Below are 11,530 nucleotides of genomic sequence, written 5' to 3' on the forward strand. Positions count from 1 at the left end.
GCGCGGCCGTCAGCCCGGGTAGACCGGCGAGGAGCCCTTCTTGACCGCCGTCTTCCAGTTGGCGCCCGGCGGCAGCCGGACGATGCCGTCCTCCCGCGAGTGCGCCACCAGCGGCAGCCGCTCGTCGTCCGCCGCGGCGATCTCGGTCACCCGGTTGGCGCCCGGCAGATTGCCCGCGGCCGACAACGAGCCGTCCGTCTGCATGTAGCGCAGCTGCTGCTGGAGGCCACCGGACTCCTTGCCGACCACGACGAGGCGGCTGCGACCGGCCCAGGAAACGGCCGTCACGTCCTCCATCTGCGGCGCTCCGGGGCGCAGTTCCACCACGGAGACCTGCGGGTGCTCCGGGTCGCCGATCCGCTCCACGCGGCCGATCCGCAGCGTCGTGTGACCGCCCTCGTTCACCAGGAGCGCGATCCGCACCCCGTCCGCCGACATCCGCACCTGCTCGATGCGCGCCCCGTTCAGACCGGCGACATCGACCTCCTGCGGCTGGCCCTCGCCGTGGTCGAGGCGGAGCAGCCGGGAGTGGCCCGGATCCCGGTCGGCCACCCACAGGTCGTTGCGGCCGTCCCAACTCGGCGCCGAAAGACCGTCCTTCAGATCCTTGCTCTGACTGGTCACCAGCGTCTTCACCAGCTCGCCGTCGGACACGATCGGCGCCACGTGCAGCGAACGGCCGTCGGCCGCCACCCCCGCCGCGCGCCTCTCGCCCCGCTCCACCGCGACCGTACGCAGCGCCTGCCCCGTCCGGCCGAACGGCCCGGGCACCAGCTCGGTGACCACGTCCCCGTCCGCGCTGTCCGCGCCGTCGGTGCCTTCCGTGCTGTCACGCGTACCGGCGCGCATCCGCGCGAGGCGGCCCTGCTCGTCCACGAAGTACTGGCCGGGCTTGGGCGAGATGTGGTCCGGCGCGTACCCCTCGGCCTGGTCGCCGCCGAGCACGCACAGCTGCGAGCCGTTCGCCCGGTCCAGCTCGACCTGGCCGACCCGAGTGGCCGTCAGATCCCGTAGCGTGAACAGCAGTTGGGCCGCCATCTTGAGGCACTGGCTCCCGCCGACGTTGGACGCCCGCTCGTTCAGCGGCACCTTCAGCGCGTTGCGGTCGTCGAACGAGAGCGACTTGGTGCCCTCCTTCAGCGCCGTACCGCTCGGGAAGCGCGAACCCACCACCGGCCGCAGCCAGTTGGTCGGCCCCTCCAGGACGGCCATGACCGTCTGGGTGACCAGGTTCATCTGCGTCTCGGGGTCGTTGCGCTGACGCACGTACACCGGATCGGCCACCAGCCGGTCCTGCCCCGACGCGAAGTAGTACTTGTTGACGGAGCGGTAGATGCGCTGGAAGTCCGACTGCCCCAGCAGCAGCCCCTCGGGCAGCGCGTCGATGCGCCACTCCTTGCCGCTGGGCGTGTTCTGTCGTACGAGATGGATCGTCTCGTTGTACGCCGACTTCGGCCCGGCCGGCTGGTAGGCGTGCTGCTTGTCCACCACGGCGACCGGCTTCCCGGTCACCGTGAACGTGAAGCTCGAACTGTCGCCCTTGTCGTTGGTCCGGTTCGGCTGCGGGTTCGGCCCGTCGGCCAGCACCGTGGTCGCCTGATCCGGCTTCCAGGTCCGCGCGGCCTGCGGCGTCAGATACTTGCGGGCCGTCGCGAACTGCGGGTCGTCACTGGTCATCGCCTCCAGGAACCCGTCGACTATCTCGTCGGCGGCCGCCCCCTCACGCGGCGGCACCGCGTACACCTGCACCTGTGAGTCGGCGCGCTGCGAGGCCTGCACCGCGTGCACGTCGCCGCTGTCGGGCATCGACGCGCACCCCGCCACCAGCACACCGCCGCAGCCCAGCAGCGCGGCCGACCGCAGCCGACGGCCGCGGCCCCTCCCCCGATCAGCGCCCACGAGCCGATTCCTCCTGGTCGGCGGCTGCCGGGGCAGCCGCTGTGTCAGCAGCCTGCGATGGTACGGATTCGCCCTCCACGCGCGCGTCACTGACCCGGGGCACCACCCTGGCCCCGCCGCCACCGGGCAGCGCGGTCGGGTCGGCGGCCGGCCCGGACGTCCTCGGCGGGACCGGGGGCCGGGGCGGCACGGGCAGCGAGGAGCGGGTGGCGGCGGGCTGGACCGGCACGCTCGCCAGCCGCAGCCCGTTGCCCTGCTCGGCGGCCGCGCCCTGGCGGGCCCGCTCGCGCGCGGCCCGCGAGTCCTCCGGCTCCAGCGGTATCGGCGATCCGCGCAGCGGCTCGTCGGCCGTGCGCGGCAGCGTCAGCCGGAACTGGGAGCCGCCACCGGGCTCGCCCCAGGCCTGCAGCCAGCCGCCGTGCAGCCGTGCGTCCTCGACCGCGATCGACAGGCCGAGGCCCGTGCCTCCGGTCGTCCTGGCCCGGGCCGGGTCGGCCCGCCAGAAGCGGTTGAACACCCGGGTCGCCTCGCCCGGCTTCAGGCCCACTCCGTAGTCGCGCACCGCGACCGCGACGGCGCCGCCGGCCACGCCCATGCGCACCACCACATCCCGGCCCTCGCCGTGCTCCACGGCGTTCACCACGAGGTTGCGCAGCACCCGCTCGACCCTGCGGGCATCGGCCTCCGCGACCACCGGCTGGTCGTCGCCGACCACCCGTATCCGGGTGCCCTTGCGCTCGGCGAGCGGCTCGGCGCCCTCGATCACCCGTCGTACGACATCCCGCAGGTCTATCGGCTCGGCCTCCAGGGCCGCCGCGCCCGCGTCGAACCGGCTGATCTCCAGCAGGTCGGCGAGTAGCGACTCGAACCGGTCCAGCTGCCCGGCCAGCAGCTCCGCCGACCGCGCCGTCACCGGATCGAAGTCGACGCGCGCCTCATGGATGACGTCCGCCGCCATCCGTACGGTCGTCAGCGGCGTCCGCAGCTCGTGCGAGACGTCCGAGACGAACCGCCGCTGCATCCGCGACAGCTCCTCCAGCTGCTGGATCTTGATCTGGAGGTTCTGCGCCATCTTGTTGAAGGCCTCGCCGAGCCGCGCGATGTCGTCCTCGCCGGTGACCTTCATCCGCTCCTGGAGCTTGGCCGCGGAGAGCCGCTCCGCGATCTGCGCCGCCATCCGGACCGGGGTGACGACCTGGCGCACCACCAGCCAGGCGATCGCGCCGAGCAGCACCACCAGGAACAGCCCGGCGGTCGCGAGGGTGCCCTTGACCAGGCTCAGCGTCTTCTCCTCCTGCGCCAGCGGGAAGAGGTAGTACAGCTGGTAGGCCTGGCCGTCGACGTCCTTCAGCTTGGTTCCGATGACCAGCCCCGGCTTGGGCTCCTGGCCGTCGAGGTACTTGATCGAGGCGTACGTCTTGTACGCCCCCGTGCCCTGGTCGACGTTGTCCCGCAGGCTCTGCGGGACGCTCGCGACCGGGTCCACGCCGCCCGAGGCGCGCGGGCCCCGGTTGCTGGAGCCCGAGTCCTCGGAGTCGGCGCTCAGCGCGACCACGTAGAACGCGCCCTGGCCGCCACTGGCGAGCTGGGTCACCAGCTCGCTGCGCCAGGTCACCGAGCTGCCAGCCCGCCCGTCCGAGCTGCCGTCGTCCTGGCCGCCCGGCGCCGCCGGGGCGCTGGCCTTGTCCTTGGCCACGGCGAAGCCGCCCGCGGACTGGCTCTCGGACGCCTTCTCCTTGGTGACGAGGAGCCCGTTGCGCACCTGACCGATGACAACGAACCCGAGCAGCAGCACCACACCCAGCGACATCAGCAGGGTGGAGGCGACCACCCGCAGCTGGATGTTGCGCCGCCACAGCCGCACCGCGGGCAGCAGCGGACGCCGCACCCAGCGCACGAAGAGGCGCAGCACGGGGCTGCCGGGCGTGCCCTCCTGGAGGATCCGCCCGCCCCATGCCGTCGTCTTGCGTCCCACACCAGCAGCCCGCCCCCCACGGACCCCGGGCTTCCCGGGCTTCGGAGCAGCACCGCCGCGGGACATGTCAGCTCGGTCCGGCCTTGTAACCGACACCACGGACGGTCACCACGATCTCCGGCCGCTCGGGGTCCTTCTCGACCTTCGAGCGCAGCCGCTGGACGTGCACGTTGACCAGCCGCGTGTCCGCCGCGTGCCGGTACCCCCACACCTGCTCAAGGAGCACCTCACGGGTGAACACCTGCCACGGCTTGCGGGCCAGCGCCACCAGCAGGTCGAACTCCAGCGGGGTCAGGGCGATGGACTGCCCGTCCCGCTTCACGGAGTGACCCGCCACGTCGATCACCAGATCGCCGATCGCCAGCTGCTCCGGCGCCGGCTCCTCCGACCTCCTCAGGCGCGCCCGGATACGGGCGACCAGCTCCTTCGGCTTGAACGGCTTCACGATGTAGTCGTCCGCCCCGGACTCCAGGCCGACCACCACATCCACGGTGTCGCTCTTGGCGGTGAGCATCACGATCGGCACACCCGACTCGGCCCTGATCAGCCTGCAGACCTCGATGCCGTCCCGTCCGGGCAGCATGAGGTCCAGCAGCACCAGGTCCGGCTTGGCCTCACGGAATGCCGCCAGTGCCTTGTCGCCGTCCGCTACGAACGACGGCTCAAAACCTTCTCCACGCAGCACAATGCCGAGCATCTCGGCCAGCGCGGTGTCGTCGTCGACGACAAGGACGCGTCCCTTCATAAATGTCATCATCCCATTAGCTAATCGTTACCTGGCGTGACCTGGCACACAGCTCTCTCAGTCCGCCCCCTGTCACGGGTGAGAGCACACCTTCCTCGGTGACGATCGCCGTCACCAGCTCGGGGGGCGTCACATCGAACGCGGGGTTGTACGCCTGCGTCCCCAGCGGCGCCACGGGCAGTCCGCCGCCGGCCCCCCACCCGGCCGCGGAAACCTGCGGTCCGGTGAGCTCCGTCACCTCCTGCCCGGGGCGCTGCTCGACCTCGATCGCCGACCCGTCGGGGGTTTCCAGATCCACCGTCGTGACCGGCGCCACCACGATGAACGGCACGTGGTGGTACTTGGCGAGCACAGCGAGCGGATAGCTTCCCACCTTGTTGGCCACCGATCCGTCGGCGGCGATGCGATCCGCCCCGATCAGAACCGCGTCCACCTCCCCCGCCGCGAACAGCGAACCCGCAGCATTGTCGGTCAGCAAGCTGTACGCCATCCCGCTACGCGCCGCCTCGTACGCGGTCAGTCTGGCTCCTTGCAGCAGCGGCCGTGTCTCGTCCACCCACAGCCGCCGCAGCCGGCCCGCCCGGTGTGCTGCCAGCGCCACCGCGAACGCGGTGCCCTCGCCACCGGAGACCAGCCGCCCGGTGTTGCAGTGCGTGAGCACCCGGTGGCTGCCGCCGGGCAGCAGCTCGTCGAGCAGCGCCAGCCCGTGGGCCGCCATCCTGGCACTGGCCTCCGCGTCCGCCCGGTGCAGGGCCTTCGCGGCCGCAAGCGCCGCCGCCCCGGCCTCCTGCGGGCCCGCGCCCTTGTCGAGGGCCGCCTGATACGACCCCAGCGCCAGCCGCACCCCGTACCCGAGGTTCACCGCGGTGGGCCGCGCCCCCGCCAGCAGGGCCGCCGCCTCCTGTACGTCGAAGCCGCGCACCCCGGCCAGCGCCACCCCGTACGCCCCGGCGATCCCCAGCAGCGGCGCCCCTCGGACGGCCAGCGTCTGGATGGCCCGGACCAGCCCCGGCACATCCGTACAGACCAGCTCGACCTCCTCGGCCGGCAGTCGGGTCTGGTCGAGGAGCACCAGCACCGGCCCCTCCGGCGGCTCGTCCCAACGAAGCTGTGCCAGTCCCGACGGCTCGGAGCCCACGGTGGATCGCACCTCGTGATCAGCCATCCGCCCAGTCTGCCCGGTGAGCCGCCGACAATTGAAGGTGCGAACGAGATACGGGGGCCGGTCCACAGCCAGGAACCGCATGGCACGATGGCTGCCAACCCCAACGAGCCGGCTCGCCGAGCTGGTCCCACGACCAATCCACGAGGTGGACGACCGTGAACGACTCTCCGGGCTGGGCTACGCCCGGATCGGCCCCCTCCGACGGCGAGGACTCCGGCACGCCCGGGCAGCCCGAGCCCTCCGACCGGGCCCGCGCGTCCTCGCAGTGGTCCCGGAACCAGCCTCCGGCGGGCCAGTGGTCGCCTCCGGCCGCCACCCCGGGCCAGGGCACGCCCCCGCCCCCGCCAGGGCCTCCTGCGCCCCAGCAGGGCGGCTGGAGCCGGCCTCCGGCTCCCGGCGGGAACTGGAACCACGGGTGGGGCCCCGCGCCCGCCGCCAAGCCCGGTGTCATCCCGCTCCGCCCGCTCGGGGTCGGCGAGATCCTGGACGGGGCGGTGTCGACAATGCGCGCGCACTGGCGCACGGTCCTTGGCCTGACCCTCACGGTCGCCGTGATCACGCAGATCGCGGACATCCTCGTCCAGCGCTACCTCCTGCCGGACCCTCCGGAGATCGACCCCGACGCCACCGGGACCGAGGCCATCAACCAGGCCTTCGACTCGCTGCGCTCCAGCATGCTCAGCCTGCTGCCCGTCGGCGTCCTCGCGCTGATCGGCACGCTCTTCGTCACGGCGGTCCTCACCGTCGTCATCAGCCGCTCCGTCCTGGGGCGCCCGGTGACGCTGCGGGAGGCCTGGGCGGAGGCCCGGCCGAGGCTGCTGCCGCTGCTCGGCCTCCTGGTGCTGCTGCCCTTGATGGCGGGCGCGGTCGTCGGCATCGGCGTCCTTCCCGGGGCGCTCATCGGATCGGACGCGGGTGCGGCCCTGGCCGGGCTCGGCGGGCTGGCCGCCGTCGTGGTCGTCATCTGGCTGCTGGTCCGGTTCAGCCTCGCCGCGCCCGCGCTGATGCTGGAGCGCCAGGGCCTCGTCAAGTCCCTGCGCCGGTCCGCCAAGCTGGTGCGCGGCGCCTGGTGGCGGATCTTCGGCATCACGCTGCTGACCGTGCTCCTGACGTTCATCGTCTCGATGATCATCGCGATCCCGTTCACCGTGATCGGAACGCTCGTGGACGACGGCGGCGCCGGCAGCCTCTTCTCCGGGTCCACCTCCGACTTCGGCTGGCCGTTCCTGATCATCACCGGGATCGGCGCCGTGATCGGCTCGGCGATCACCTACCCGATCTCCGCCGGTGTGACCGCACTGCTCTACGTCGACCAGCGCATCCGCCGCGAGGCCCTCGACCTCGATCTCGCCCGCGCCGCGAACCTGCCGGGCTACGAGACTCCCGGGAGCTGATGCGGTGTCCGCAACGGGGGGCACGACCATGGTGCGGCTGCTGGTCCGAGCGGCCGGGGAACCACCGGTGGACACTCCGCGCCTGCCCGCCCGCGAGGCGGCACGGCGCGAACTGACCAAACCGAGGTACCACGAGAACGATCCGAACCCGCTGGAGCGCGCCCTCAACCGCTTCTGGGACTGGGTCGGCGGCCTGTTCGACGCCGCCTCGGGCGCTGCCCCGGGCGGCGCACTCGGACTGGTCGCCATCGCCGTGTTCGTCCTGGCCCTGATCGCCGCCCTCTGGTGGCGGTTGGGCACCCCGAAGCGCGCCGTCTCCACTGTCGGCACGGTCTTCGACGACCGCCCGCGCAGCGCCGCCGAGCACCGCGCCACCGCCGAGGCCCACGCCACGGCCGGCCGCTGGACCCAGGCCGTCCAGGAACGGATGCGCGCGATCGTCCGCTCCCTGGAGGAGCGCGCCCTCCTCGACCCGCGCCCCGGCCGCACCGCCGACGAGGCCGCCGCCGAGGCGGGCCGCCCGCTGCCCGGCCACGCCGACCGACTGCGCACCGCCGCCCGCGAGTTCGACGACGTCACATACGGAGGCCGTACGGCGAACGAGTCCGCGTACCACCGCCTGCGCGACCTCGACACCGATCTGGAACGCACGAAGCCGGATCTCAGCGCCCTCGCCCAACGCCCCACAGTGGATGCGACCGCCCCGGGAGCCGCCGAATGACCGGCCCCAGGCCCGCCGCCACCGCGGCCTCCCCCGCCTCCACGTCCACCGACGCGACGCCCCGTCAGATCTGGACGCGCACCCGCGGCCTGCTGCTCGCCGCCGTGATCCTCCTGGCCGCCGGGATCACCCTCGCCGCCACCCGCTCCGGCGACCAGCACGGCCGCCTCGACCCCCGGTCGGCGGACCGCTACGGCAGTCGCGCCGTCGCCGAACTCCTCAAGGGCCAGGGCGTCTCCACGCGCGTGGCCACCACACTCGACGAGGCCGCCCGCGCCACGGGTCCGGACACCACGCTCCTGGTCACCGTCCCCGATCTGCTCACCGAATCCCAACAGCGCCGACTCCACGCCGCCGCCACCGGGTCCGGCGGACGCACCGTACTGCTCTCCCCGGGCGCGCCCTCCCTTCCCGTACTCGCCCCCGGCGTACGGGAAGAGGGCTCGTCCTCGGTCGACAACCGCGAGCCGAACTGCTCCCTCCCGCTGGCCGTCCGCGCCGGAAGCGCCGACACCGGAGGCGTCCGCTACGCCGCCGACGGCCAGGCGGACGACGCCTGTTACCCCGCGGGCGGACTGCCCACCCTGCTCCGGATACAGACCCCCTCCCATGGCGACACCGTCCTGCTCGGCGCGCCGGACATCCTCTACAACCACCGTCTCGACAAGCAGGGCAATGCCTCGCTCGCCCTCCAACTCCTCGGCTCCCGCCCCCATCTGGTCTGGTACCTCCCCTCGCTCGGTGATGTCTCGGCCGCCGACGGCGGCGACCGCAGCTTCTTCGACCTCATCCCGTCCGGATGGCTCTGGGCCACCCTCCAGCTCACCCTCGCGGCCGCCCTCGCCGCCATCTGGCGAGCCCGCCGCCTCGGCCCCCTGGTGACCGAGCAACTCCCGGTCGCCGTCCGCGCGTCCGAGGCCACCGAGGGCCGAGCCCGCCTCTACCGCAAGGCCAACGCCCGCGACCGCGCGGCCGACGCCCTGCGCTCGGCCACCCGCACCCGTCTTGCTCCCCTCCTGGGCGTGCCCGCCGCCTCGGCGCACGCGCCCGAACTCCTCGTCCCCGCCGTCTCCGCCCGGATCCCGTCAGCCGAACGGGACCTTCAGGTCCTGCTCTTCGGCCCGGCCCCGGCCGACGACGCCGCACTGGTCCGCCTCGCGGACGAACTCGACGCCCTCGAAAGAGAGGTACGCACCTCATGAGCGACCGAACCCCGGCGACCGCAGCGAACCCGGACACCGCCCGCGCCTCCCTGGAGGCCCTGCGCACCGAGATCGCCAAGGCCGTGGTCGGCCAGGACTCCGCCGTGACGGGCCTGGTCGTGGCCCTGCTGTGCCGCGGTCATGTACTCCTCGAAGGAGTCCCCGGCGTCGCCAAGACGCTCCTCGTGCGTTCGCTCGCCGCTTCGCTCGAACTCGACACCAAGCGCGTCCAGTTCACCCCCGATCTGATGCCCAGTGATGTCACCGGCTCGCTGATCTACGACGCCCGCACCGCCGAGTTCTCCTTCCAGGCCGGCCCCGTGTTCACCAATCTGCTGCTCGCGGACGAGATCAACCGCACGCCCCCGAAGACCCAGTCCTCTCTCCTTGAAGCCATGGAGGAGCGTCAGGTCACGGTCGACGGCACACCGCGCCCGCTTCCCGAGCCCTTCCTGGTCGCCGCGACGCAGAACCCCGTCGAGTACGAGGGCACCTATCCCCTGCCGGAAGCCCAGCTGGACCGCTTCCTGCTGAAGTTGACGGTGCCTCTGCCCTCACGCGCGGACGAGATCAACGTCCTCGCGCGTCACGCCGAGGGCTTCAACCCTCGTGACCTCCAGGCGGCCGGAGTCCGCCCGGTCGCGGGAGCCGCCGATCTCGAGGCGGCCCGTGCGGCCGTCGCCAAGACTGCGGTCTCCGCAGAGATCACCGGCTATGTCGTCGATATCTGTCGTGCCACGCGTGAATCCCCCTCACTCAGCCTCGGTGTCTCTCCCCGAGGCGCCACCGCTCTGCTCTCCACCGCTCGCGCCTGGGCCTGGCTCACGGGCCGGGACTATGTCATCCCCGACGACGTAAAGGCCTTGGCCCTCCCCACACTTCGCCATCGCATCCAGTTGCGTCCCGAGGCGGAGATGGAGGGTGTCACCGCCGACTCCGTCATCACCTCGGTCCTCGCCCACGTCCCCGTCCCCCGCTGAGGCGGCGATCGTGGCTCTCACCGGACGCACTGCTCTGCTCGCTGCTCTCGGATCCGTCCCCGTAGGCGTATGGGCCCCGAGCTGGGCGGGAATGCTCGCGGTCAACGCCCCCCTCACACTCGCAATGATGTGCGACTACGCCCTCGCCGCGCCAGTGCGAAAGCTTCAATTCACCCGAAACGGTGATACATCAGTTCGACTGGGTGACGCCGCCGAGGTCGTCCTCACCGTCACCAACCCCTCGGGCCGCCCGTTGCAGGCCCAGCTCCGCGACGCCTGGCCGCCCAGCAGCTGGGTCTCCGGCAGCGAACAGGACGCTTCCCGGCACGCGTTGACGGTCCCGGCCGGCGAACGCCGCCGCGTCACCACGACCCTGCGCCCGACCCGGCGGGGCGACCGCCACTCCCAGCAGATCACCGTCCGCTCGTACGGACCGCTCGGCCTCGTCTCTCGGCAGGGCAGCCACCGCGTCCCCTGGACCGTGCGCGTACTGCCGCCGTTCACCAGCCGCAAGCACCTGCCGTCCCGGCTGGCCCGGCTACGCGAACTCGATGGCCGCACCAGCGTGTTGACCCGAGGCGAAGGCACCGAGTTCGACAGCCTGCGCCCCTATGTCCCCGGCGATGACACCCGCTCCATCGACTGGCGCGCCACTGCCCGACAGAACGCCGTCGCCGTACGCACCTGGCGGCCCGAGCGCGACCGCCACATCCTCGTCGTACTCGATACCGGGCGTACGTCGGCGGGCCGCGTCGGAGACGTCCCCCGCCTGGACGCCGCCATGGACGCGACTCTGCTTCTCGCCGCGCTCGCTTCCCGCGCGGGGGACCGCGTCGACCTCCTGGCATACGACCGTCGCGTACGGGCCCAGGTACAGGGCCGCGCCGCCGGCGAACTCCTGCCCTCTCTGGTCAACGCGCTTGCGCCGCTTGAGCCCGAGTTGGTGGAGACAGACGCCCGGGGCTTGAGTGCCGCCGCGCTCGCCAACGCTCCTCGGCGTTCCCTGATCGTGCTGCTGACAAGCCTGGACGCGGCCCCGGTGGAGGAAGGCCTGCTCCCCGTGCTCCCGCAGCTCACCAAGCGCCACACAGTCCTGGTCGCAGCGATCGCCGACCCTCACATCAAGAAGATGGCGGAGTCACGTGGCACCGTGGACGCCGTCTACGAAGCGGCCGCTGCCAGCCGCACCCAAGAACAGCGTCGCCGCACGGCTGAACAACTGATGCGCCATGGCGTTACCGTCGTGGACGCGACCCCGGATGAGCTTGCTCCCGCGTTGGCGGACGCGTATCTGGAGCTGAAGGCCGCGGGCCGACTCTGAATTGGAGGCGGAGGGGGCCGACCCGAACGGGTCCTGAACGCAAAAATGCCTCAACCCCCGGCCCAAAAGGGCACGGGGGTTGAGGCTAAAGATTGTTCGGCGGTGTCCTACTCTCCCACAGGGTCCCC

The 11,530-nt window shown here is 72.2% G+C and carries 9 protein-coding genes; 5 read left to right on the forward strand and 4 right to left on the reverse strand.

Annotated features, from left to right (window positions below):
- Positions 1-9: 9 nt before the first annotated feature.
- The 4 genes from IE252_RS26060 to mtnA are packed head-to-tail and all read right to left on the reverse strand — an operon-like array spanning position 10 to position 5,784.
- A complete protein-coding gene (locus IE252_RS26060) occupies positions 10-1,899 on the reverse strand; it encodes an LpqB family beta-propeller domain-containing protein (RefSeq protein WP_190091889.1) in 1,890 nt (629 codons plus the stop codon).
- Entirely contained in the window at positions 1,889-3,940 is a 2,052-nt protein-coding gene (mtrB, locus tag IE252_RS26065; protein WP_190091890.1) for an MtrAB system histidine kinase MtrB, read from the reverse strand. The genes IE252_RS26060 and mtrB overlap by 11 nt, the downstream gene beginning before the upstream one ends.
- A 1-nt stretch (position 3,941) precedes the next feature.
- A complete protein-coding gene (mtrA, locus tag IE252_RS26070) occupies positions 3,942-4,631 on the reverse strand; it encodes a two-component system response regulator MtrA (protein WP_188278465.1) in 690 nt (229 codons plus the stop codon).
- 4 nt (positions 4,632-4,635) lie between these two features.
- Positions 4,636-5,784, reverse strand: a complete 1,149-nt coding sequence (gene mtnA, locus IE252_RS26075; protein ID WP_190091891.1) for an S-methyl-5-thioribose-1-phosphate isomerase — start codon at positions 5,782-5,784, stop codon at positions 4,636-4,638.
- 155 nt (positions 5,785-5,939) lie between these two features.
- On the opposite strand from mtnA, the gene IE252_RS26080 reads away from it, so the two are divergent.
- Genes IE252_RS26080 through IE252_RS26100 form a run of 5 tightly spaced genes read left to right on the forward strand, consistent with a single transcriptional unit; the run spans position 5,940 to position 11,402 of the window.
- Complete coding sequence (locus IE252_RS26080) at positions 5,940-7,178, forward strand: DUF7847 domain-containing protein (protein ID WP_190091892.1); 1,239 nt, start codon at positions 5,940-5,942, stop codon at positions 7,176-7,178.
- 4 nt (positions 7,179-7,182) lie between these two features.
- The gene (locus IE252_RS26085) at positions 7,183-7,899 is read left to right on the forward strand and encodes a DUF4129 domain-containing protein (protein WP_373298615.1); all 717 of its coding nucleotides are present in this window, start codon (positions 7,183-7,185) and stop codon (positions 7,897-7,899) included.
- Positions 7,896-9,101 carry a DUF4350 domain-containing protein gene (locus IE252_RS26090; protein ID WP_190091893.1) on the forward strand — a complete coding sequence of 402 codons (1,206 nt, stop codon included), beginning with the start codon at positions 7,896-7,898 and terminating at the stop codon, positions 9,099-9,101. Before IE252_RS26085 ends, IE252_RS26090 begins: the two co-directional genes overlap by 4 nt.
- Complete coding sequence (locus IE252_RS26095) at positions 9,098-10,081, forward strand: AAA family ATPase (RefSeq protein ID WP_190091894.1); 984 nt, start codon at positions 9,098-9,100, stop codon at positions 10,079-10,081. The genes IE252_RS26090 and IE252_RS26095 overlap by 4 nt, the downstream gene beginning before the upstream one ends.
- 10 nt (positions 10,082-10,091) lie before the next feature.
- Complete coding sequence (locus IE252_RS26100) at positions 10,092-11,402, forward strand: DUF58 domain-containing protein (RefSeq protein ID WP_190091895.1); 1,311 nt, start codon at positions 10,092-10,094, stop codon at positions 11,400-11,402.
- Positions 11,403-11,530: the final 128 nt, after the last annotated feature.

Origin of the sequence: Streptomyces melanogenes, assembly GCF_014649795.1 — a bacterium.
GTDB lineage: Bacteria > Actinomycetota > Actinomycetes > Streptomycetales > Streptomycetaceae > Streptomyces > Streptomyces noboritoensis.

Bases quoted from the DNA above. Each gene is read 5' to 3' on its own strand.
- IE252_RS26090 (WP_190091893.1), top strand. From the start codon at position 7,896: ATGACCGGCCCCAGGCCCGCCGCCACCGCGGCCTCCCCCGCCTCCACG.
- mtnA (WP_190091891.1), bottom strand. From the start codon at position 5,784: ATGGCTGATCACGAGGTGCGATCCACCGTGGGCTCCGAGCCGTCGGGA.
- mtrA (WP_188278465.1), bottom strand. From the start codon at position 4,631: ATGATGACATTTATGAAGGGACGCGTCCTTGTCGTCGACGACGACACC.
- IE252_RS26095 (WP_190091894.1), top strand. From the start codon at position 9,098: ATGAGCGACCGAACCCCGGCGACCGCAGCGAACCCGGACACCGCCCGC.
- mtrB (WP_190091890.1), bottom strand. From the start codon at position 3,940: ATGTCCCGCGGCGGTGCTGCTCCGAAGCCCGGGAAGCCCGGGGTCCGT.